This window comes from Streptomyces sp. NBC_00466 (genome assembly GCF_041433995.1).
Taxonomy (GTDB): domain Bacteria; phylum Actinomycetota; class Actinomycetes; order Streptomycetales; family Streptomycetaceae; genus Streptomyces.
Window position 1 is genome coordinate 6,799,757 of the sequence record NZ_CP107896.1, and the last position, 22,307, is coordinate 6,822,063.

The 22,307-nt window shown below is 70.8% G+C and carries 23 protein-coding genes; 13 read left to right on the forward strand and 10 right to left on the reverse strand.

Annotated features, from left to right (window positions below; all coding sequences use genetic code 11):
• Positions 1 to 144 precede the first annotated feature (144 nt).
• From OG210_RS30530 to OG210_RS30545, 4 genes are all read left to right on the forward strand, one after another.
• Complete coding sequence (locus OG210_RS30530; RefSeq protein ID WP_328323705.1) at positions 145 to 1,635, forward strand: NCS1 family nucleobase:cation symporter-1; 1,491 nt, start codon at positions 145 to 147, stop codon at positions 1,633 to 1,635.
• Positions 1,636 to 1,720: 85 nt separating this feature from the next.
• On the forward strand, positions 1,721 to 2,446 hold the full coding sequence (locus OG210_RS30535; protein ID WP_328323703.1) for an aspartate/glutamate racemase family protein: 726 nt from the start codon (positions 1,721 to 1,723) through the stop codon (positions 2,444 to 2,446).
• A gap of 439 nt (positions 2,447 to 2,885) precedes the next feature.
• Entirely contained in the window at positions 2,886 to 3,455 is a 570-nt protein-coding gene (locus tag OG210_RS30540) for a carbonic anhydrase (RefSeq protein ID WP_328323701.1), read from the forward strand.
• A gap of 112 nt (positions 3,456 to 3,567) precedes the next feature.
• Positions 3,568 to 4,416, forward strand: a complete 849-nt coding sequence (locus tag OG210_RS30545) for an MBL fold metallo-hydrolase (protein WP_328323699.1) — start codon at positions 3,568 to 3,570, stop codon at positions 4,414 to 4,416.
• 307 nt (positions 4,417 to 4,723) lie between these two features.
• Here the strand turns inward: OG210_RS30545 and OG210_RS30550 are convergent, their stop codons facing one another.
• The 4 genes from OG210_RS30550 to OG210_RS30565 form a co-directional block, all read right to left on the reverse strand.
• A complete protein-coding gene (locus OG210_RS30550) occupies positions 4,724 to 4,879 on the reverse strand; it encodes a hypothetical protein (protein ID WP_328323697.1) in 156 nt (51 codons plus the stop codon).
• 117 nt (positions 4,880 to 4,996) lie between these two features.
• Positions 4,997 to 7,255, reverse strand: coding sequence for a heavy metal translocating P-type ATPase (locus OG210_RS30555; RefSeq protein WP_328323695.1), 2,259 nt, complete (start codon positions 7,253 to 7,255; stop codon positions 4,997 to 4,999).
• A 112-nt stretch (positions 7,256 to 7,367) separates the two neighbouring features.
• Positions 7,368 to 7,634 (reverse strand): heavy-metal-associated domain-containing protein, encoded by a 267-nt coding sequence (locus OG210_RS30560; RefSeq protein WP_328323693.1) that lies wholly within the window; start codon positions 7,632 to 7,634, stop codon positions 7,368 to 7,370.
• A 163-nt stretch (positions 7,635 to 7,797) separates the two neighbouring features.
• On the reverse strand, positions 7,798 to 8,883 hold the full coding sequence (locus tag OG210_RS30565) for a cation diffusion facilitator family transporter (RefSeq protein ID WP_371539766.1): 1,086 nt from the start codon (positions 8,881 to 8,883) through the stop codon (positions 7,798 to 7,800).
• A gap of 231 nt (positions 8,884 to 9,114) precedes the next feature.
• On the opposite strand from OG210_RS30565, the gene OG210_RS30570 reads away from it, so the two are divergent.
• Both OG210_RS30570 and OG210_RS30575 read left to right on the forward strand, forming a co-directional pair.
• Positions 9,115 to 9,639 carry a hypothetical protein gene (locus tag OG210_RS30570; RefSeq protein ID WP_328323689.1) on the forward strand — a complete coding sequence of 175 codons (525 nt, stop codon included), beginning with the start codon at positions 9,115 to 9,117 and terminating at the stop codon, positions 9,637 to 9,639.
• 98 nt (positions 9,640 to 9,737) lie between these two features.
• Positions 9,738 to 10,376 (forward strand): DUF305 domain-containing protein, encoded by a 639-nt coding sequence (locus OG210_RS30575; protein WP_328323687.1) that lies wholly within the window; start codon positions 9,738 to 9,740, stop codon positions 10,374 to 10,376.
• A 108-nt stretch (positions 10,377 to 10,484) separates the two neighbouring features.
• Here the strand turns inward: OG210_RS30575 and OG210_RS30580 are convergent, their stop codons facing one another.
• Positions 10,485 to 10,694, reverse strand: coding sequence for a hypothetical protein (locus OG210_RS30580; protein ID WP_328323685.1), 210 nt, complete (start codon positions 10,692 to 10,694; stop codon positions 10,485 to 10,487).
• A gap of 290 nt (positions 10,695 to 10,984) precedes the next feature.
• On the opposite strand from OG210_RS30580, the gene OG210_RS30585 reads away from it, so the two are divergent.
• Positions 10,985 to 11,797, forward strand: a complete 813-nt coding sequence (locus tag OG210_RS30585) for a hypothetical protein (protein WP_328323683.1) — start codon at positions 10,985 to 10,987, stop codon at positions 11,795 to 11,797.
• Between the two features lie 124 nt (positions 11,798 to 11,921).
• A complete protein-coding gene (locus OG210_RS30590; RefSeq protein ID WP_328323681.1) occupies positions 11,922 to 13,223 on the forward strand; it encodes a GAF domain-containing SpoIIE family protein phosphatase in 1,302 nt (433 codons plus the stop codon).
• 18 nt (positions 13,224 to 13,241) lie between these two features.
• On the opposite strand, the gene OG210_RS30595 is transcribed toward OG210_RS30590, so the two are convergent.
• Positions 13,242 to 13,952 (reverse strand): DedA family protein, encoded by a 711-nt coding sequence (locus tag OG210_RS30595; protein ID WP_328323680.1) that lies wholly within the window; start codon positions 13,950 to 13,952, stop codon positions 13,242 to 13,244.
• 322 nt (positions 13,953 to 14,274) lie between these two features.
• Here OG210_RS30595 and OG210_RS30600 point away from each other — a divergent pair, with 322 nt between their 5' ends.
• Both OG210_RS30600 and crcB read left to right on the forward strand, forming a co-directional pair.
• Positions 14,275 to 14,775: a CrcB family protein gene (locus tag OG210_RS30600; RefSeq protein ID WP_328323678.1), complete on the forward strand. Its 501-nt coding sequence runs from the start codon at positions 14,275 to 14,277 to the stop codon at positions 14,773 to 14,775.
• A 73-nt stretch (positions 14,776 to 14,848) separates the two neighbouring features.
• Positions 14,849 to 15,223 (forward strand): fluoride efflux transporter CrcB, encoded by a 375-nt coding sequence (gene crcB, locus OG210_RS30605; RefSeq protein WP_328323676.1) that lies wholly within the window; start codon positions 14,849 to 14,851, stop codon positions 15,221 to 15,223.
• Between the two features lie 67 nt (positions 15,224 to 15,290).
• Here crcB and OG210_RS30610 read toward each other — a convergent pair whose 3' ends face one another.
• From OG210_RS30610 to OG210_RS30620, 3 genes are all read right to left on the reverse strand, one after another.
• Complete coding sequence (locus OG210_RS30610) at positions 15,291 to 15,938, reverse strand: phosphatase PAP2 family protein (protein WP_328323674.1); 648 nt, start codon at positions 15,936 to 15,938, stop codon at positions 15,291 to 15,293.
• 228 nt (positions 15,939 to 16,166) lie between these two features.
• Positions 16,167 to 16,895 (reverse strand): dipeptidase PepE, encoded by a 729-nt coding sequence (gene pepE, locus OG210_RS30615; RefSeq protein WP_328323672.1) that lies wholly within the window; start codon positions 16,893 to 16,895, stop codon positions 16,167 to 16,169.
• Positions 16,896 to 16,946: 51 nt separating this feature from the next.
• Entirely contained in the window at positions 16,947 to 17,759 is an 813-nt protein-coding gene (locus OG210_RS30620; RefSeq protein ID WP_328335300.1) for an IclR family transcriptional regulator, read from the reverse strand.
• Between the two features lie 128 nt (positions 17,760 to 17,887).
• Between OG210_RS30620 and OG210_RS30625 the strand changes: the two genes are divergently transcribed.
• From OG210_RS30625 to OG210_RS30635, 3 genes are read left to right on the forward strand one after another with little or no spacing between them, the layout of a single operon-like run.
• Positions 17,888 to 18,841, forward strand: coding sequence for a DUF1177 domain-containing protein (locus OG210_RS30625; RefSeq protein WP_328323670.1), 954 nt, complete (start codon positions 17,888 to 17,890; stop codon positions 18,839 to 18,841).
• A complete protein-coding gene (locus OG210_RS30630) occupies positions 18,842 to 20,218 on the forward strand; it encodes a cytosine permease (RefSeq protein ID WP_328323668.1) in 1,377 nt (458 codons plus the stop codon).
• The gene (locus tag OG210_RS30635) at positions 20,215 to 21,552 is read left to right on the forward strand and encodes a M20/M25/M40 family metallo-hydrolase (RefSeq protein WP_371539774.1); all 1,338 of its coding nucleotides are present in this window, start codon (positions 20,215 to 20,217) and stop codon (positions 21,550 to 21,552) included. Before OG210_RS30630 ends, OG210_RS30635 begins: the two co-directional genes overlap by 4 nt.
• Before the next feature lie 145 nt (positions 21,553 to 21,697).
• Here OG210_RS30635 and OG210_RS30640 read toward each other — a convergent pair whose 3' ends face one another.
• Positions 21,698 to 22,159, reverse strand: a complete 462-nt coding sequence (locus tag OG210_RS30640) for a MarR family transcriptional regulator (protein WP_328323664.1) — start codon at positions 22,157 to 22,159, stop codon at positions 21,698 to 21,700.
• Between the last annotated feature and the right edge of the window lie 148 nt (positions 22,160 to 22,307).

Genomic DNA, 22,307 nt, shown 5'->3' on the forward strand with positions numbered 1-22,307 from the left:
CGTGTGGGAGACGTGCGATCGAGCGTCCGGCGATGGCGCATAAATTCTGGGCAGTCACCTATTGACCACCCCTACCGCCCCCCGTAATCTCCCTTTCCGAAGCAGGGAAATATTGTTCCGCAATACGGAAATGCCGGGAGTGTCATGGCCGCCGTACACGAAACGCCACCCACCACAGCGGTCGACGGGGAACCCCGGACGAGCCCCGGGCTGTACAGCCCCGACCTGGCCCCCACGAAGAAGGAAGGGCGCAGGTGGGGCGCCTACAACGTCTTCACCCTCTGGGGCAACGACGTGCACAGCCTCGGCAACTACGCCTTCGCGATAGGCCTGTTCGCCCTGGGGATGAGCGTCTGGAACATCCTGGTCTCGTTCGCGATCGCGTCAGCGCTGCTGTTCCTGCTCCTGACGCTCTCCGGGTACATGGGAAACAAGACGGGTGTCCCCTTCCCCGTCATGAGCCGCATCGCCTTCGGTATCAAGGGAGCGCAGATCCCGGCCGTCGTCCGCGGTGTCGTGGCCATCGCCTGGTTCGGCATCCAGACGTACCTGGCGGCGTCGGTGCTGCGCGCGCTCGTCAAGGTGCTCCTCCCCGGGCTGCGCTCCCTCGACAAGAACTCGGTCCTCGGGCTCTCGACCCTGGGCTGGGCAACGTTCCTGACCCTGTGGGTCATTCAAGTCGTCATCGTCAGCTACGGCATGGAACTCATCCGCAAGTACATGGCGTTCGCGGCACCGACGATCCTGATCACGATGTCCGCGCTGGCGATCTGGATGTTCGTCCGCGCCGACGGCTCCATCTCCATGTCGACCGGGCACGCGCCGACCGGCCTCGACATGTGGCGTCAGATCTTCGAGAGCGCCGCCCTCTGGGTCGTCATCTACGGCACCTTCGTGCTCAACTTCTGCGACTTCACGCGCTCCGCCAAGAGCCGCCGGGCGATCGTGCGCGGCAACCTCGTCGGCATCCCGGTCAACATGCTCTTCTTCGCCGGCATCGTGGTCGTACTCAGCGGGGCCCAGTTCAAGCTGAACGGCGCGGTCATCACCGGCCCCGAGGACATCGTGCGGTCCATCCCCAACACATTCCTGATGGCGGCGGCATCACTCGCGTTCATCACGCTGACGATCGCGGTGAACCTCATGGCGAACTTCGTGGCGCCCATCTACGCGCTCGTCAACCTGTTCCCGCGCACGCTCAACTTCCGCCGCAGCGGCGTGGTGAGCGCCGTCATCGGCCTGGTCATCCTGCCGTGGAACCTCTACGACAACCCGGCCGTGGTCAACTACTTCCTCGGCGGCCTCGGAGCTCTGCTCGGCCCCATCTTCGGCGTAGTCATGGCGGACTACTGGCTGGTCCGCAAGACCCGCGTGAACGTCCCCGACCTCTACACCGACGACCAGCAGGGCGACTACTTCTACCAGCGCGGGTTCCATATGAAGGCCATCGCCGCCTTCGCCCCCGCCGCGGCCGTCGCCGTCGTCGTCGCGCTGGTCCCCGGCTTCAAGTCCGTCTCCGGGTTCTCCTGGTTCATCGGCGCGGTCCTCGCCGCCGTCATCTACCTGGTACTCGCCGACCGCAAGAAGCCGGTCAGCGACGTCGACGGTGAGGCCATCGCCGTCGCCGCCGGCTGACCACTCCGCCACCACCTTTCACCCGCTCCGCACGGCTTTCGCACCACCTCCGGCCCCGGCCGGCCCCAGCAGAGAAAGTCCAGAAATGCGCATCCTTGTCGTCAACGTCAACACCACCGCCTCAATGACCGACAGCATCGGAGCGCAGGCCGCCGCCGTCGCCTCACCCGGGACGGAGATCGTGCCCCTCACGCCGCCGTTCGGAGCGGAGTCCGTGGAGGGCAACTACGAGAGCTACCTCGCGGCCGTCGCCGTGATGGAGGCGGTCCGCTGCTACCCGCACCGCTTCGACGCTGTCATCCAGGCCGGGTACGGCGAGCACGGACGGGAGGGGCTCCAGGAACTGCTCGATGTCCCGGTCGTCGACATCACGGAAGCCGCCGCGAGCACCGCGCAGTTCCTCGGCCACCGCTACTCCGTCGTCACCACGCTCGACCGGACCGTGCCGCTCATCGAGGACCGGCTCAAGCTCGCCGGTCTCTCCGACCGCTGCGCGTCGGTGCGGGCCAGCGGAATAGCGGTACTGGACCTGGAGAGCGACGAGGAAACCGCCGTCGAGGCCATCGTGGAACAGGCGGCACAGGCCGTCGAACACGACAGGGCCGAGGTGATCTGCCTCGGGTGCGGCGGCATGGCAGGCCTCACGGAACGAGTCGTCGAGCGCACGGGTGTCCCGGTCGTGGACGGCGTCGCCGCGGCCGTGACCGTCGCCGAGTCCCTCGTCCGCCTCGGCCTCTCCACCTCGAAGGTACGCACGTACGCGGCGCCGCGCCCCAAGACCATCAGGAACTGGCCCCCGCGGGCAGCGTGAGCCGGGGCGGGAAACGCCTTCGCCCGTCCCCGTCCGTGCTGCGGCCGGGAGGCCCTGCGGCGCTCACACCCGTACGGCCGCTACGCGAAGCCGCCCGGCTCACCGGCCCGCTGTCCGAGCCGGTCTCTTGAGCCGTAGGTGGCAAGGTGTCCCGCCCCGCCTTGTGCCTGCCGCCCAGCCGCCCGCGTCCGGCCCACAATCCCCCTTGTCAGAAGGCATGGGCAGGTGTGGGCGGCCAGCGGCTCACGGCACCGAGGGGAACGAACCGATGGACACAGCAGGATCTCTGGATCGCAGAGTTCTTCTCGCTGGTGCACTCGCGAGCGCCACGGTCGCGCTTGCGGGGTGCTCGCCGACCGGCGCCGTCAGCGGGGCGGCCGGCGCCACGCCGACTCCGACGGCGCCGCCGTCCACTCCCGCTGCGGCATTCGCGAGACTGATGCAAGGCAACAAGCGCTGGGTCAGCGGAGACCTCCAGCACCCCGACCGCGATCCGGACCGGCGCGAGCTCCTGGCCCAGCATCAGGAGCCGTTCGGGTCGGTCCTGTCATGCATCGACTCCCGGGTACCGCCTGAACTCCTCTTCGACACCGGGCTCGGTGACCTCTACGTGATGCGCACGGGCGGGGAGGCGATCGGGCCGGTGGTCACCGGTTCCGTCGAGTACGGACCCATGACGAGCGGCACCCCGCTCATCGTGGTCCTCGGCCATCAGCGGTGCGGAGCCGTCAAGGCGGCGTACAAGTCCCTCCATGAAGGCAAACCGCTGCCGGGCAACCTGCGGGCGATCGTCCGGGCTCTGCAGCCGGCCTACCGTCAGGCGGTCCGCCAGGGCGGTGCCGACCCGGTCGAGACCATGGCCCGTGCCCAGGTCACGTTGACCGCGAACGATCTGCGCACCAACAACGACCTTGCCCCACTGGTGAAGAAGGGCGCCCTTGCCGTGGTCGGCGCCTACTACTCACTCGACACCGGCAAGGTGGAAGTCCTGACCGGCGCCCCTTCCTGACCCGTGCGCACCGCGGCCTCCGACTCGCTGCGGCCGGGCCGGCCCCGGGAGGGTGACGGCGCGGGATAGGACCATGGGTCTGTCGGGAGCCCGAGGAGAGAGGACCGGCCGTATGCCTGCCTGGATCTGTGTGACCTGTGCCGTGCAGTACCCGGACACGGAACAGCCGCCGGCGCACTGCCCTGTCTGCGAGGACGAGCGTCAGTACGTCGGCCCTGGGGGACAGCGCTGGACCACGATGGGCGAACTGGCCCGCGACCACACCAACGAACTGCGGGAGGAGGAACCGGACCTCGTCGGCATCGGTGTGAGCCCGTCGGTCGCGATCGGCCAGCGCGCGCTTCTCGTCCGTACACCGCACGGCAATGTGCTGTGGGACTGCGTCCCGCTGCTCGACGACGACGCGAAGCGGCGAATCGCCGCCCTGGGCGGTATCGACGCGATCTGTATGTCCCACCCGCACTTCTACGGCGCCCACATCGAGTTCGCCGAGGCTTTCGATGCCCGTGTCCTGATCCCGCGCGCGGACCAGCAGTGGATTCAACGGCCCTCGCCCCGCGTCGAGTTGTTCGACGACGACATCGAGCCCGTCCCCGGGGTCACCCTGGCACGGATCGGCGGCCACTTCGACGGTGCCGCAGTGCTGCACTGGCCCGCGGGCTCCGCCGGCAGCGGTGCGCTGCTGACGGGCGACACCGTCGCCGTTGTCCAGGACCGGCGCTGGGTCAGCTTCATGTGGAGCTTCCCCAACTTCATCCCTCTCGACGAGCACACCGTGGACGACATCGCCCGCCGGGTCGGGCGCTTCGCCTTCGACCGCGTCTACGGCGGCTGGTGGGGACGCGTCGTGATCGGCGACGGCGCCGCGGCCGTCCGCCGCTCGGCCGACCGCTACATCGCACGGCTGAGGGGGGAACGGCCGGCTGTGCGCGACCCGCGTTCGGAGCAGGACGAGGACTGAAGCGCTCCGGCTGCCGGTCCGGTCCGCGCACCGGTCCGGACCCTGCCCGTACGGCGCCGTGCAGATGCGGGACGGCGCGGCACCGGCCGGCCGGGGCCTGCCCGGGAACGCCCGGGCCCGGGACACCGTGCAACCCGAGGTCCCGGGCGGCCAGCCCGGCCAGGTAGGTGCGTACGGCGTAGTCCGCAGGCCGGCCCGGTGTTCCACAGCGGGATCCCCGCGCCGGCCGAGTGCAGCGTTTCGTAAGCGGTGCGCACCTGTTCGTACAGCTGCTCCGGTGGCTCCACCCCCGGCCGCTGCCGCAGCTTCAGACCGCCGCATCGCAGAACCGGTAGCCGCCGAGCGCCGCGAACCGGCGTACGAAGCCCTGTCCGGACGGTTCACCGGCCCGCTCCATGGACGGACACACGACAGCCGCGTGCGGATCGGTGTGCCGGATGATCCCCGCCGCACGCTGGACCATCTCCACGAGCCGCTCGGCGCTTCCGGTGTAGAAGTGCCTGTCGTCGGCGGTGTCCCACAGCTCATGGGCCGCGATCCTCCCGCGGTCCCGCCGGACGAGCGCGCGATGGCGTCCGGGCTACCTGAAGGAGCGCAGCCGGAGGCTGTTGGTGACCACGAAGACCGACGAGAAAGCCATCGCGGCCCCGGCGATCATCGGGTTCAGCAGCCCCGCCGCGGCCAGTGGCAGCGCCGCCACGTTGTAACCGAAGGCCCAGAACAGGTTTCCCCTGATGGTGCCGAGGGTCCTGCGGGAGAGCCGGATCGCGTCCGCCGCCACGCGCAGGTCGCCGCGTACCAGCGTCAGGTCCCCGGCCTCGATGGCCGCGTCCGTACCGGTGCCCATCGCCAGGCCCAGATCGGCGGTGGCGAGGGCGGCGGCGTCGTTCACGCCGTCGCCGACCATCGCCACCGAACGCCCTTCGCCCTGCAGGCGCTTGATGACGTCCACCTTGTCCTGCGGCAGTACCTCGGCGATGATCTCGTCGATGCCGACGGCGCGGCCCACCGACTCGGCCACCGCCTTGTTGTCGCCGGTCAGCAGTACGGGGGTGAGGCCGAGCGCGCGCAGCTGGGCGACCGCTTCGGCGCTGGTCTCCTTGATGGCGTCGGCGACGGTGAGGACGCCCCGGGCCTCGCCGTTCCAGGCCACGACGACCGCCGTACGGCCCTGCGCCTCCGCTGCGGCCTTCGCGTCCGCCAGCTCGGGCGGCAGTTCGATGGCCCACTCGGCCAGCAGCTTCTCCCGGCCGACGAGCACCGCGTGCCCGTCGACGACGCCCTGTACGCCGAGCCCGGCGACGTTCTCGAACGTCTCGGGTACGGGGAGGGAACCGGCGAGTTCTCCGGCGCCCGCCGCGATGGCCCGGGCGATCGGGTGCTCGGACGCGTGCTCCAGGGAGCCGGCCAGCCGCAGCAGTTCCTTCTCCTCGGTGCCCGGCGCGGTGAAGACGTCCCGGAGGGCCATCCGGCCGGTCGTGACGGTGCCGGTCTTGTCGAGCACGACGGTGTCGACCCGTCGGGTGGACTCCAGCACCTCGGGGCCCTTGATCAGGATGCCCAGCTGGGCGCCGCGCCCCGTACCGACCATCAGCGCGGTCGGTGTGGCCAGGCCCAGGGCGCACGGGCAGGCGATTATCAGCACGGCGACGGCGGCGGTGAACGCGGCTGTCGCGTCCCCGGTCGCCAGCAGCCAGGTCAGCAGGGTGCCCAGGGCGATGACGAGGACGACGGGCACGAAGACGCCGGAGATCCGGTCGGCGAGGCGCTGCACCTCGGCCTTGCCGTTCTGGGCCTCCTCGACCAGCCGCGCCATCCGGGCCAGCTGGGTGTCCGCGCCGACCCGTGCGGCCTCGACGACGAGCCGTCCCGAGACGTTCACGGTGGCCCCGGTGACGGTGTCGCCCACGGTCACATCGACCGGTACCGACTCACCGGTCAGCGTCGAGGCGTCAACGGCCGACGCACCCTCGGTCACGGTGCCGTCGGCGGCGATCTTCTCCCCGGGGCGTACGACGAAGCGGTCGCCGACGGCGAGCCCCGAGACGGGGATACGGGACTCGCGGCCGTCCCGGAGCACGGTCACGTCCTTGGCGCCCAGCTCAAGGAGTGCGCGCAGCGCGGCGCCGGCCTTCCGCTTGGACCTCACCTCCAGATAGCGGCCGGCGAGGATGAAGGTGGTCACCCCGGCGGCGGCCTCCAGATAGATGGAGGACGATCCGTCCGCGCGCTCCACGGTGAACTCGAATCCGTGCCGCATGCCGGTCATCCCGGCCGTGCCGAAGAAGAGTGCCCACAGCGACCAGCCGAGCGCGGCGAGAGTGCCGATGGACACGAGGGTGTCCATGGTGGCGGCGCCGTGCCGGGCGTTGGTCCAGGCGGCCCGGTGGAACGGCAGCGCGCCCCAGACGACGACGGGGGCGGCAAGCGTGAGGGAGAGCCACTGCCAGTTGTCGAACTGCAGGACCGGCACCATCGCCATCAGGACGACGGGTGCGGAGAGTGCCAGGGAGACAAGCAGCCGCTGCCTGAGCGCGACCGGTTCACCGTCGGCGGCCGGGGGAGCGGATTCCGCGCGGTCCTCGGTTGTCGGTGGCGCGGGCTCCTCGGCGGTGTAGCCGGTTCTCTCGACGGTGGCGATGAGGTCCGCGACGTCCGTTGTCCCGCCGTACGAGACCTTCGCCTTCTCCGTGGCGAAGTTGACCGTCGCGGTGACCCCGTCCAGCCGGTTGAGCTTCTTCTCGACGCGTGCCGCACACGACGCACAGGTCATGCCGCCGATGGAGAGCTCGACTTCGGCGGCCGGGGCCACCGATTCCTCGTAAGCCGTACTGGTCATTGCGTGTCTCCTGGGGGAGGCCGGTACGTACGGCTTTCCGTATCAGCGGGGCGGTACGGACCGGCGTGGGATCCGCGGCCCGGGGCGGAGCGGCCCCGGGCGGGAGAGAACGTCAGAGACGGCCGGCGAGCTCGTAGCCCGCTTCGTCGACGGCGGCGCGGACGGCTTCGTCGTCCAGTACCGCGGAGGAGATGACCGTGACCCGGCCGGTGGAGGCGACGGCCTCGACCGAGGTGACACCGCCGATCGCCGAGATCTCCTCGGACACCGCTCCTTCGCAGTGGCCGCAGGTCATGCCCGACACCTGGTACGCGGTGGTGACGGGACCGCCCGCAACGTCGGTTGCGGCGCCGGAGCGGGAGTCTGCCTGGGAGGTCATCGCATCGTCCTTAGGATCGCTGTGGGTGGGGCAGTCGTGCGGAACACGGTCTTCCGTGTCTTCCCGAAGATGGGAACATCATACCCAAGGGGGGTATTCCCTCATCTGCGGCCCACCTTACTGAGCGGGTGGGCGGAGCGCTCCGGACGCTGCCTCCGGGGGATCAGTGGTCGTGCGGACCCGCGTGGTGCGTGGGGCCGTGGGCGTCCTCGCAGTGCGCGGCGGCGCCGGCCGGCGGCGGGGCGGCGCCGATGGTGAGGTCCTGCCTGGCCGCGGCCGTGTGGGCGTGGTCGACCTGGAGAGTGGTGTGGGTGATGGCCCACTGGTCGGCCAGGAGGCGTTCGAGGCCCCGGCGTACGGCGTGGCAGTCACCGGCGGGGGTGACCAGTACATGTGCGGACAGGGCGGTCTGCTCGGAGCTGATCTGCCAGACGTGCAGATCGTGGACCTCCACGACGCCTTCCTGGGTGGCGAGTTGATCGCCGAGCGCGTCGGGGTCGGTGCCCGCGGGTGCGGCTTCGAGGAAGATGCGGCCCGAGGCCCGGGCGAGGCCGGTGCCGGCGCGGAGCATGAGTCCCACCACGACCAGGGTGGCGATCGCGTCGGCCCTGGCGAAACCGGTGGTCAATACGACCACACCGGCGACGGCGGTGGCGATGAAGCCGTACAGGTCGGTGAGGATGTGCTGGTAGGCGCCCTCGACGTTGAGGCTGGTGCGGTTGGCCCTGGAGATGCACCAGGCGGCCAGCAGGTTGACGGCGACGCCGACGAGCGCGGTGACCAGGACCGGTCCGCCGGTGACCGGGGGAGGGTCGATCAGGCGCCGCACGGCTTCGTAGGCCAGCCATGCGGCGAGTACGAGCAGGGTGATGCCGTTGGCCTGGGCGGAGAGGATCTCGGCGCGTTTGAGGCCGAAGGTGTAGCCGCCCCTGGCGGGGCGCGCGGCAAGCCGCATCGCGACCAGCGCCAGGACGATGGACGCGGCGTCGGTGAGCATATGGGCCGCGTCGGAGAGCAGGGCCAGCGAGTGCGATGCCAGCCCGACGACGACTTCCCCGGCCATGAAGGCGACGATCAGGGCGAGTGCCGCGCCCAGCCAGCGGCGGTCCGCGTCCTGGGCCACGCCGTGGCTGTGCCCGTGGTCACCCGAGCCCGGATGGTCGTGATCGTGGCTGCTCACGTGCTGCCCCCTGTGTGGTCGGAGACGGGCAGTGAACCTCAGTCCGGGCCATTGGTGCAAAGGCTGCATCGATGTCGGTTACCAGTGTCAATACCGGCCGCACCGGCGCAGGGTCCGCGGGGCCGGGCAGGACGGCCGCCACGCCTATCGCCGGGCACCGGGTGGCGGAGCCCGGTCGGACGGCGGATACCAGGCCGGGGTATCGTCAGCCGGGCGGCTGCGGCTGCCCGGAACGAGCGGCAGCCGGACTGCCGGAACGCACAGAAGCACAGAGGCACAGCAGCACGGAACGGGAGTCGGGTGAGCGGCGGAGCGGCACGCGGACCGGCCACGGCCCGGCTGGTCGTGGTGTGCGGGGTGCTGTTCGGCCTGTTCCTCATGCACGGCGCTCCGGCCACCGCCGCCGGCGGTTGCCACGGCTCCCTCTCCTCCGTCTCCATGAACGCCGCGATGACCGGCGGTACGGATACCGCGATGACCGGCGGTACGAATCCCGCGATGACCGGCGGCGCGGACGCCGCGATGCCCCGCGGCCACGGCGATGCCGCGATGGCGCCCGCAGCCGTTCGCCCGGTCACCGCCCACCCCGGGCCCGCGTTCCGGGCCGGGACCGGGCCGGGGGAGCACGGGGCGGTCTGTGTCTCGACCCCCGCACGTGATCGCAGCCTGTTCGGGCCGGCCGGCCTCAGCGGTCTGGCCGTCCTCGCGCTCCTGGCCGTCCGGCCGTTGCGTGTCCGGCCGGTGCTGCTGGGCGGGACCGGGCGAAGAGGGCCGCCGGCAAGCGGGCGAAGTCTGCTGCTGCGGGTGTGTGTCGCGCGGGTGTGACAGGGCCGCGCCGGACCCGGCCGACACGGCCAGGGCTTCCGGCAACGGTTCCCGCTCACCCGCGCGCCATGGGGCGCGCCCATCCGGAAAGACCTGACATGTCTGTTCTCCCGTACTCCTCCGCTCGCCGTCGCGCCGTCGTGTCCACCGGTGTCGTCGCCGCTCTCGGGCTCGCGGCCTGCGGCTCCGGCGACAAGCACACGTCCGCACCCGCCGCACACCACGGAAGCAGTCCCTCCGCCGCCGCGTCGGGGACCTTCGACGCAGCGGACGTGACGTTCGCGCAGATGATGATCCCGCACCACCAGCAGGCTGTATCGATGGCGAGGCTGGCCGACGGCCGGGCCTCCGACCAGGAGATCAAGAGCCTGGCAGCGGACATCGAGAAGGCTCAGGGCCCTGAGATCAACACGATGCAGGGCTGGCTGGCGTCATGGGGCAAGCCCGCTTCCCCGTCCATGGACCACAGCATGCCGGGTATGGGCCACGGCGGCGGCTCGTCCATGCCCGGGATGATGTCCGGCAAGGACATGACCGGACTCAAGGCCGCCAAGGGCAAGGACTTCGACAAGAGGTTCACCGAGATGATGATCGGTCACCACAAGGGTGCGATCACCATGGCCGAGGACGAGCAGAAGAACGGCCGCAACGCCGCGGCCAGGAAGCTCGCGGTGGCCGTGGTGAAGAACCAGCAGGCCGAGGTCGACAAGATGCAGAAGATCCTCGACCGGCTCTGAGCGGCTCCGGCGCATGACCGGTACGCCGTGACCAGTCTGCGTAACCCTGTTCCGGGCCCTCTCGGCAGAGGGCCCGGAACAGCGCCGTCGCGCAGCTGTCCTCTCCGGTCAGGTACTGGCCGCTCCCCGGCCCGGCAGCAGCCGTGTCTCCGGGGCCCGGTGAGGGCGCAGGTCCCTGAGGACGGACTCGACTTCGACCAGGAGGGCTTCGTAGGAGACGAGGCGCTGCCATTCGGGGTCGGGGGCGCCGGGCACCGTGGCGCCGCGTGCCATCCACTGGGCGGCCAGCTCGGAGTACAGCGGCGTCCGGGCGTCCATTCGCCCGAATGCGTGCGCCCCCGCATGCCTCCCCGGCGGCGGAGGAGGGCCTGGAGGTGCCATCAGCTGCGGCGTGGGTACCCGCTGGGCCTGCGCGGGAGGCGGAATGAATACCGCTGAGCCTCTGGCCGTGGTGGTAGCGGGCGCGCGTGCGTTCATGACGGGGGTAACGACCGCCGACCGTCCGGGTAACTCCCAATGCCACAGAACGATAAGCTGGGATTTCACCTTTTGCAGTGCAATTCATTGTGAAGTCGCTCCAAAACGGTCAATGCGGCGTTGGTGCGGGCATGGATCCAAGGGAGCTGTGGGAGCGTCATGCCGTCCTGGCACAGGCGTTCTGCGCGAATGACGAAGAGGTGCGCCGTGCGCAGGGTGCGCTGGACGAAGGGCACGCGGTGCGTACGCGGACGCTCGCCGCGTTCGCCGTGACGCTGGGGAGCGACGGGACCGTCGCGGGGCTGCTGGGGCTCACCGAGCGTGAAGTGCGCCTCGCCCGGCGCACCGTGGGCAAGGACGACGCCCGGGCGGTGGCGCAGGCGCTTCTGGCGGAACACACGGCCGACCAGCGCCCCGAGCCGTCTCCGATGGACTGTGCGGACAGTGTTCAGGCGCAGCCGGAACCGGACACCACTCAGTCGTTCCACGCCTCCATCCCGGGGCCGCGCCCCGCGCAGGTTCCCGGAGTCGCTCCCGTTCCCGAGGAGCTGGTCCAGGAACCCGCCGCATCGCCTGCCGTGGACGCCGTCCTCGTCGGTGCCTGGAGCACCGGGGTCGATCTCACCGTACTGGCGAACGAACTCGGTCTCGATCTGGCCCACCTGGTCGCCAGGGCGCGCTATCTGGAGACCCAGGGCCGTCTCTCGTACGCCCCGCAGCCTCCCGCCGACCGCTCCGGGCGCCACCGCCGCTCCGGAGCCGAGGCGGCTGCCGCCGCACCGTCCCAGCAGTGGTACCACCCTGCCCAGCACCAGTCGGTCCACCAGCAGAACCCCTGGGACCAGCAGCCCCCGCTCGCCGATTTCACCACCGGTCCGATGCACGACTGGGACGGCATCCTCAACCAGTGGGACGCGAACTCCAACCCGACGATCAGCTGGTGACGGCGCGCTCCGGGGAGCGCCGGACGCCGTCCGCGCAGGGCAGCCGGAGACCGTGCGGGGAAAGCCTGCCGTGGTCCGGCGCCGTCCAGGTGGTGGTGCGGTGCGTCTCGTGCAGACTTGCGGTGTGGCCACAGACGACGCGGAGGACCGGCTCGCGGCGGTCAGACAGGATCTGGAGCGGGCGACCGCCCGTCTGCGGCTGCTCGCCGACGCCAGTACCGCCCTGTCGAGTGTTCTCGACGCGGACGAGGCGCTCAACCGGCTGGCGCGGCTGATCGTCCCTCAGGTGGCCGACGCGTGTGTGGTGGATCTGATCGTGGACGGCGGGGTGCGCCGGCTGGCCGCCGTGCACCGCGACGCGGCACGGGAGCTGCCACCGGCGCCGGAGGGCCTGCCCTGGTCCGACGAGTTCGCCGCACCGCTGGCCCGGGTGCTGCGCGGCGCCGGGCCGGTGACGGTGACCGACTTCGGGGCGCACGCGGCGGCGGGCTCCCTCCAGTCCGCGCAGCTGGAGCTCTACCGTGCTCTCGATGCCCGGACGGTGCTGATCGTGCCGCTCCAGGTGCGCAGGGAGGTGTTCGGCGCACTCAGCCTCGTCCGTACCGTCTCCACCGAACCGTTCGGAGAAGAGGAGATCTCCCTCGCGGCCGACCTGGGGCACCGGGCCGGGCTAGCCGTCGAGAACGCCCGGCTGTACGCGATCCAGCTGCGTACGGCTGAGCAGTTGCAGCTCTCGCTCCTGCCCGACCTGTCGGGAATCGAGCACCTGGAACTCGCGGCACGGTATGTGCCCGCCCGGGAGGGGGCCGAAGTCGGTGGTGACTGGTTCGACGCCTTCAGGCTCTGCGACGGCTCCACCGTGCTGGCCATCGGTGACGTCGTCGGCCATGATCTCAGCGCCGCCGTGGGGATGGGGCAGCTGCGCAACATGCTGCGGTCGCTGGCGTACGACAGCGGAGACTCACCCGCCGGGGTGATGCGCCGGCTGGACAACGTCATGCAGGGGCTGAGCACCACCGAACTGGTCACGGGCGCCATCGCACGCGTCTACACGCCCCCGACCGGGCCGTGGTTCCTGCACTGGACCAACGCCGGGCACCCGCCCCCTGTGCTGACCAGCCCCGCCGGCGTCAGCAGACTGCTTGAGGAGGGGCTGGCCCCGGTCCTCGGTGTGGACCCTGCCATCGAGCGGGAGGACGCGCTGGCCCTGCTGGAACCTGGCTCAACCCTGCTGCTGTACACGGACGGGCTCATCGAACGCCCCGGTGAGGACATCGGCCGGGGGTTCACCAGGCTGCGGCAGCACACGGCCAGTCTCGCCGGCGAGCCCCTCCAGACCTTCTGCGACGAGCTGCTGGTGCGGCTCACGGACGGCCACTTCGACGACATCGCGGTACTGGCGCTGCGCGTTCCCCCGACACCGTAGGACGCAGGGCCCGGGTGCTCAGTCGCCGTGGTGCGCGGTGCCGGTGCTGTCGGCGGCGCCGTCCTCCGGCTCCGCTGATGTGTCGCCGCCGCCTTCGCTGTCGTCGCCTTCGCTGTCGTCGGCTTCGCCGTCCCTGCGGCGCCGTCGGACGTGCCTGACCACCAGTACGACGACGATCAGCGCCACGAGCACCAGGGCGGCGCCCCGGCCGACGAAGTGCTCGATGCTGCTGTACGCGTTGCCCGCTGCGTAGCCGATCAGGGTGAAGCCGACGCCCCAGACGAGGCCGCCCAGCGCGTTGAACAGCAGGAAGGTGCGGTAGGGCATGCCCGAGGCACCGGCGAGCGCCGGCATGACCGCACGGAAGAACGCCACGAAACGGCCCAGGAACACAGCCACCGGCCCTCTGCGGCGGATCAGGTCCCGGGCGGACTCGATGCCGGCCCGGTGCCGGCGCAGCGACCGCGCCGCCAGCAGCCGCGGGCCGAATCGGCGGCCGATCTCATATCCGACGGAGTCTCCGGCAATGGCCGCTGCCACCACGATGAGAGCGAGCCAGAAGATGGACACCTGGTGCCGTGCGGCGATGACGCCTCCGATCACGGCAGCGCTCTCGCCGGGGATGACGAAGCCGAAGAACAGCGCGTCCTCGCAGAAGACCAGACCGCCGACGACGGCGTAGACAGCGGCGCCCGACAGCCCGGACAGCCAGTCGGTGATCGTGCCCACCGGGTCTCCTCCCTGCCGTCTTGTCCTCGCCGTCGCGCTTTCCGAAGCGTGCTCGCGACCCTCGAAGCGATCGACGGCCGTGGTGTCCGAGGCTTTCAGCCGACACGGTGTTCCGCACCACGAGGCCGCCCACCACGGGCCGCCGGCGCCTGGGGCGGGCCACTGGCCGCACGGTATGATCCGGAGCAGCGAGGGGCCGGTGGCCTCGCGCGCGGCGGTGGGGCCCGCCGTAACCGAACCGCGGCGACCGTGCCGCCAACGGTCCCTACTTGCGATGGTGTGCGCCCCGGTGCGCGCGGTGACCGCCGAGTAGGAGAACCACATGGCAGAGGCCCCTCTTCCCACGACGGACGACCCCGTCAGCTCCGGCCCCGGTGCGGGCCTCCCCATCCCCGCGCAGTCAGGACCGGCCGCTGGGCCGCGGGCCGCGCAGTGGCCGGTCCTGGCCGCGGTGTCACTCGGCGGTATGGCCGGGGCGTCCGCACGGTACGGCGCCGCGCTCCTGTGGCCCACGGCGGGCGGGGCCTTCCCCTGGACCACGTTCGTGGTCAACACCGCGGGCTGCGCGGTCATCGGGGTGTTCATGGTGGTCATCGCCGAGGCCCGGTCGGTCCACCGGCTCGTACGCCCCTTCTTCGGCACCGGGGTCCTGGGCGGCTTCACCACCTTCTCCACGTACGCCGTGGACATCCAGGGGCTCGTCAACGGCGGACATGCCCGCACCGCGCTCGCGTATCTGGCGCTGACGCTGCTCTCGGCGCTGGCGGCCGTCTGGGCCACGGCCTCCCTGACCCGCCGCTTCGTCGTACGGAGACGCTCATGACCGGGCCCGCGGCCAACCGTGAGAACGCCGGCATCCGTGAGAACGCCGACCGCACTGGCTGCGAGGAGGAACGTTGAACTGGCTGCTCGTGATCGTGGGGGCCGCCGTCGGCGCCCCGTTGCGCTATCTCACCGACCGCAGGGTCCAGGCGTCGCACGATACGGTCTTCCCCTGGGGGACCTTCGCCGTCAACGTCTCCGCCTGCCTGATCCTGGGGCTGGTCACCGGCGCGGTAGCGGCCGGGGCCGCGTCGTCCCAGGTGCAGCTGCTGATCGGGACGGGGCTCTGCGGGGCGTTGTCGACGTACTCGACGTTCTCGTACGAGACCCTGCGCCTGGCGCAGGACGGAGCCCGCTTCTTCGCCGCCGTCAATGTCACGGCGAGCGTGGTGGCTGGGCTGGGTGCGGCGTTCGTGGGAGCGTCCCTGGCTCAGGCGTTCTGGGGCTGAGGCCGCCGCGCGCCGGCACACCGGCCGGCCGGTGTGCCGGCGCGCGGTGTGCCAGTAGCCCGGTGTGTCAGCCGGCCGCGTGGGCCCCGGCCGGTCCTGCGGTCAGGACAGGGGCCAGGACTCCGGTACGCAGCCGCTCGACCAGCGGGGTGCCGAGGCGGCGCAGGGCCAGGCTGGTCAGGAACGCGATGGGCAGGGCGAGGACGGCCGAGCCGAGGACGTCGTGGGGGTAGTGCGCGCCCACGTAGACGCGGGTGAAGCCCTCGAAGAGTGCGAAGAGCGCGGCGATGGCGCACAGCTTCCGGTTCAGCAGGTAGAGCGCCGCGACGGTCGCGGCGGCCGTCGTGGTGTGGCCGCTGGGGAAAGCGAAGTCGGACGGGGCCGGACAGGTCTCGACGATGAACGCGTGCGGCATCGAGCGGCAGGGCCGCACTTCCGACACGAGCTTCTTGACCACCTCGGCCGCGGCGAAGGCGACCACGACACTCACCGGCACGGCCAGAGCGAGAGCCATCGACGCGCTGTCGCGGCGCCGGGCCTGCCACCACCCGACGATCATGAGGATCGCGAACACGCCCAGGCCGATGTCGGTCCACGATTCCAGGGGCGCGTTCAGCCACCGGGTGTCACGTGCGAAATCCGTGACGGTGGTGAACAGCGAACCGTCGATGTGTGAGCCGTTGAAGGCCAGCGGCATCGGGGAGACAGCAGTCATCAGGCGGGAACTCTCAGCTCGGTCGGGGCTGCCCGCTCCGCGGAGACGTGCGGCATCCACGGTCTGCGTGTATCTACAGGACTGTAGACGGTGCCCTGGGGGGAGCCAAATCATGGAGACCGGGTGACGTCCGGCCGAACGGCGGGTGGTGCCGGGGCCCGGCGGGGCGCGGTCTGCGGCCGGGCGGCCGGTGCCGCGCCCCGCCGGCCCTTCACGGTGCGGTGCCCCTCACGCCGCCGGTGAGTCGAACCGCGGCTCGGTGCCGAGCAGCTCGGAGACATCGGTGTCCACCGGCAGCTCCCGGGCGGGCGCGCCCCGGGTGAACAGGACACCCGGGCGTTCCCCGGAGAGCGTCGCCACCGCTCCGTCCACCCGCAGCCAGCTGCCCTCGCGCAGCCCCAGCACGGGCACGTCGTTCTCCTCCAGGAACTCCGTCAGACGCTCCGCGCGCGTCTCGCCCTTGTGCGTGCTGCCCGGGTCCGGGTCGAGGTAGTGCGGGTTGATCTGGAAGGGCACAAGGCCGAGCGCGTCGAAGGACGGCGGCTGCACGATGGGCATGTCGTTGGAGGTACGGAGCGTGGGCGCGGCCATGTTGGTGCCCGCGCTGGCGCCCATGTAGGGGAGCCCGCCGCGCACCGCGTCGCGTACGGCCTCGCGAAGGCCCGTACGGTACAGGGCGCTCAGCAGCCGGAAGGAGTTCCCGCCGCCGATGAACACGGCGTCCGCGGCGGCGAGTTCGGCCAGCGGGTCGCTGTTCTCGTGGACGCCGCGCACGGAGATCCCGGCCGGTTCCAGGGCCCCGCGCACCCGTGCGGTGTAGGTGTCGTGGTCGGCCAGGGCGTAGGGGACGAAGGCGAGCCTGGCGCCCTGCGGCAGGAAGCCGGTGACGGTCTCCAGGGCGTGTTCCAGGTAACCGCGTCCGTACTGGGTGGAGTTGGACAGCAGCAGGAGATTCACGGTGGCGCTCTTTCAGTGAAGGGGCAGTGTTCCGGGGGAGGTTCGGTTGTCTCAGGCGCGTGGGCGCCGGGTGCGCTGGGGTGGGTGGGTGAGCCGCTTCTCCAGGAGCTGGGCGGCCTTTCTGAGGCTGTCGAGCCGGGGCTCGGGGCCGTCGGCGAAGAGCTGCTCGGCGCCGCCCAGACTGAGGCTGCCGTACGGCTCGCGGCCGAGGAACACCGGGACGGCGAGCGTGGCGATCCCGTTGTCGTACTCGCCGATCGTCCAGGCGTATCCCTGGGCGCGGATGCGCCGGAACTCCTCCTCCAGCAGATCGGCGTCGGTGACCGTGCGGTCGGTGAAGCGGGCCATCGGTCGGCCGCGGAAGAGCCGGTGGCGCTGGTCGTCCGGCAGGAACGCGTAGTACGACTTGCTGGTGGCGCCCGCGTGCGCCGGATACAGCTCGCCGACCAGCGGGTAGTACCGCAGCGGTCCCGCCTCGCCCTCCTCCGCCGCCACGCAGCGCATGTGGAAGCTGTCCGGCAGGCAGAACAGCACGGTGTCGCCGGTGGTGTGGCCCAGCTCTTCCAGCACCGGCCCCGCCAGCAGTTCGAGCGAGCCCGAGCGCTCCCACTGACGGCTCAGCCGCAGTACGGCGGGGCCGATGCGGTAGCGCCTGGTGGCCGGGTCGGAGACCAGGAATCCGCGGCCCGCCAGCGTCGACAGCAGGCGTTGGGCGACGGAGGTGTCCCAGCCGAATTCGGCCGCCACCTCGGTCACCCCCCAGTCGGGCCGGGTCCGCTCGAAGGCCAGCAGGACGAGCAGCGCCCGGTCGACGGTCTGCAGCGCGCCCGCGGGCTTGCGACGGTCCAGATCGATTTCGGCCATCGTCATCTCACCATCCAGACCCGAATTGCAAATAGAGGGAAACAGTTGCGCTCAACGCTATCGGATCCCGAATCTGCTGTCAGCACCCCCGGAACTCAGCGGGTGCGACGCAGCGAGAAAGGCCCCTCATGTTGAAGTACGTCCTGGACATCGTGGATCTGCTGGACGATCCCGCGGCCGACGGCAAGCGCGTCGTCGAGTACCTCGACGCGGTAGCGGGTCCCGAGGGGTCGGGCGCCGGGATCACCACGGTGGCCGGTGAGCGCGGCTCCACCGACTTCGTGCAGATCCGCATCCCGGGCAGCCATGGCCGCTCGTCGGGCGGTACGGCCCGCACCCTCGGTGTGGTCGGCCGGCTCGGCGGGGTGGGTGCCCGGCCCGAGGTCACGGGACTCGTCTCGGACGCGGACGGGGCGGCCGCCGCACTGGCCACGGCCGCCAAACTGCTCGACATGCGCCGCCGGGGCGATGTCCTGCCCGGCGATGTCATCGTCGCCACCCACATCTGCCCGGACGCGCCCACCGAGCCGCACGACCCGGTGCCGTTCATGGGCTCGCCGGTGGACATCGCCACCATGAACCGCCACGAGGTGACGGGCGAGATGGAGGCGGTGCTCTCCATCGACACCACCAAGGGCAACCGCATCATCAACCACAAGGGCCTCGCCCTGTCGCCCACCGTCAAGGAGGGCTGGGTGCTGCGGGTGAGCGAGCAGCTCGGCGAACTGCTCGCGGTCGTGACGGGTGAGCCGTTGGTCACATACCCCGTGACGACACAGGACATCACTCCGTACGGTAATGGGGCACACCACATCAATTCGATCCTGCAGCCCGCCACCGCGACCGCCGCTCCGGTCGTCGGCCTCGCGATCACGTCGGCTGCCGCGGTGCCCGGCTGCCAGACGGGTGCGAGCCACGAGACGGACATCGCGTCCGCCGCCCGCTTCGCCGTCGAGACCGCCAAGGTCTACGCCGCCGGGCAACTCGACTTCCACGACACGGTGGAGTTCGACAACCTCGTCAACCGCTATGGGTCGCTGTCGCATCTGCAGACCCTCGGCCGCCAGCCCAGGGAGTCATGAATGGCAACTTCATCACCTGCTGACGAAGCCACCACGGGCATCGGCAGCGACGACTACGCACTGTCCCGCGTCCCGCGCGACAAGCGCTTCGGTTTCGGCAGCATGCTGCTCCAGTGGCTGGCCCAGTCGGGGTCCATCTCCCAGTTCACGCTCGGCGCCACCATCGGCGTCGGTATGACCTTCGGCCACGCGTTCCTCGCCTTCACGCTCGGCGCGGTGACCCTGGAGATCGTGATCTTCGCGATCGGCCTGGCCGGAATGCGCGAGGGTCTCGCGACCCCGCTGCTCACCCGCTGGGTGGGCTTCGGCCGCAACGGCTCGGCGCTGGTCAGTTTCGTCATCGCGGTCAGCCTGGTGGGCTGGTTCGGTGTGCAGAACACGATCTTCGGAGACAGCGTCTCCTCGCTGGTCGGCGGCCCCTCCTGGATGTGGTGCGTGCTGGCCGGGCTGGCCGTCACGCTGCTGGTGATCTTCGGCTTCAAGTACATGGCCGTCTTCGCCAAGATCGTCACTCCGCTGTTCTTCGCGCTGGTCGCCTGGTCGGTCATCTCCACCCTGACCAAGCACTCCTTCATGGACCTGGTCCACTCGCCGGCGCCCGCCGCACCGATACCGCTGGCCGTGGCCGCCACCGCCATCGCGGGCGGATTCATGACGGGCGCGATCGTGGCCCCGGAGATGACCCGCTTCAACCAGAAGGGCTCGCACGTCTTTCTGCAGAGCGCTTCGTCCATGATCCTCTCCGAGTACATCGTCGGGATGACGGGCGTCCTGCTCGGCCATCTCGTCAAGAGCAACCAGGTCTCGCACATCGTGCTGAGCACATCGGGCGCGATCGGCGTGATCGTGGTGCTGATGTCCACCGCCAAGGTCAACGACTGGAACCTGTACGGCTCCTCGCTCGGCGTCGTCAACTTCTTCCAGGTCGTCTTCGGTAAGCGTCTGCACCGCGGCGCGGTCACCATCGTGCTGGGGCTCGCGGGCACCCTCCTGTCGGCGGTCGGCATCATGACCCACTTCACGGACTTCCTGTCCCTGCTGGGCGTCGCCATCCCGCCGATCGGCGGGATCATCGTGGCCGAGTACTGGGTCGTCCGCAGGATGCGCAAGCCACTGGACGAGACCCGCGAGGCGCAGACCCTGCCGGCCACCTCGCCCACCTGGGTCCCGATGTCCCTGGTCATCTGGATCGCGGCGTTCTGCGTCGGCAAGTTCTACGACGGCGGCATCCCCGCGCTGAACTCCCTGATCACCGCATTCGTGCTGTACGCGGCGCTCGGCCTGCTGGGCTGGATCAAGCCGTACGGCACATCGGCGGTGGAGGCCTCCCCGGACCTCCCCGTCGCCGACAACAACACCCCCGTGGGAGCGGCATGAACACCCCTGACACCGACACGGTTCCGGCCGGACCGGTCCCCGCCTCCGAAGAGGCACAGCGCGAGGTGGTCGACCTCTGCGCCGAACTGATCCGCTTCGACACCTCCAACCCCATCAGCAATGAACGCGCCTGCGCCGACTGGGTCGTGGCCCGGCTGGCCGAGGTCGGTATCGGGTCCGAGCTCATCGAGAGCGCGCCGGGCCGGGCCAGCGTCATCGCCCGTATCGAGGGCGCGGACCGCGAGCGCGGCGCGCTGATGGTCCACGGCCACCTCGACGTCGTCCCGGCGGACGCCTCGGAGTGGCAGGTGCCGCCGTTCTCCGGAGAGATCCGCGACGGCTACCTCTGGGGCCGCGGCGCCATCGACATGAAGGACACGGTGGCCGTCATGCTGGCCACCGCCCGGCACTTCGCCCGGACCGGCACCCGGCCCTCCAGGGACCTGGTCCTGGCCTTCCTCGCGGACGAGGAGGCGGGTGGCAAGTTCGGCGGCCACTGGCTCGTCGAGCACCGGCCCGAGCTGTTCGAAGGGGTCACCGAGGCGATCGGCGAGGGCGGCGGATTCTCCTTCGCCATCGACGACACCCGCAGGCTCTACCCGATCGAGAACGCCCAGCGCGGGATGGCCTGGATGGAGCTGACCGCCACCGGCCGGGCCGGTCACGGCTCGTCGCCCAACGACGAGAACGCCGTCACCGATCTCGCCGAGTCGCTCACCCGCATCGGGCGCCAGACCTTCCCCATCCGTCTCATCGAGCCGGTGCGGGCCCTGCTCGTCGAGGCCGCCCGGCTGTACGGGGTCGAGTTCGACGAGGACGACATCGAGGGCACTCTCGCCAGGCTCGGCCCGGTCTCGGAGTTCATGCAGGTGGTGCTCCGCAACTCCGCGAACCCCACGATGTTCCAGGCCGGCTACCAGACGAACGTCATCCCCGGCCGGGCCACGGCCCGGGTCGACGGCCGCTTCCTGCCCGGTCACGAGCAGGAGCTGATCGACACCATCGACTCCCTGCTGCTGCCCTCGGTCAGCCGGGAGTGGGTCAACCACGACCTCGCGATGGAGACCACGTTCGACGGCCCGCTCGTGGACGCGATGTGCGACGCGGTGCGCGCCGAGGACCCGGACGGCCACCCGGTGCCGTACTGCAATCCGGGCGGTACGGACGCCAAGGCCTTCACCCACCTGGGCATCCGCTGCTTCGGCTTCAAGGGGCTCAAGCTCCCGCACGACCTGAACTACGGGCGGCTCTTCCACGGAGTGGACGAGCGGGTGCCGCTCGAAGGACTGCGGTTCGGTGTACGGGTGATGACCCGGCTCTGGCAGAGCGCCTGACTCTGCCACGGGACCCGCACCGGGTCCGTATACGCGTACGCCCTCGACGTCACGGACGCCGGGGGCGTACTGCGTGCAGGGGCGGGGGAGCGGGGGAGCCTCGTGACCGGGCCATTCGTCCGCGCCGCCCGGCGCCTGCCTCCGCTCAGGGGTTGCGGTACGCCTCGACGACACGGCTGATCACCGCGGCCGCCGTGGTCAGCTCGTGCGGGGCAAATCCCCGCAGGGCGTCGTCGAGCCAGCGCCGGCCGGCCTCCTCGGCCCGCTCCACGACCTCGCGGCCCTCCTCGGTGACGGCGATACGGCGGGCCCGGTGGTCGTCAGGTTCCCGGACCGTGCGCACCAGGCCGCGCTCCTCCAGGCCGCGGATCTCCCGGGTGACATGAGGTGCCTGCACCAGCAGGGCCTGCGCGATCTCGCCCATCCGCAGCGGGGACGGCGCCGCCGTGAGGGTGCGCAGCAGGGCGAGGGAGGCACGGTCGACCGTGACTTCCGCCTGGACGCGCAGCCGCATGTGCGCGCGGTTCCCGGCCATCGTGTAGGCGAGGTCGGCGAGTGATCTGTAGAGGTCTTGGGCGGCGGAGCCGCCGGGTTCGGGATGGTCCACGCCACGATGATCCCGTACGGCGCCCGCTCGGGCTCCCCACTCGCACGGACCGGCCGGGACCGGCGGCGTGCCCGGACCGTCCCGGCGGCCGGTCCGGGAAGTGGCCAGAAAGGTGCCCTATGCATGGACTGGGGGTTCCCCGGGACGC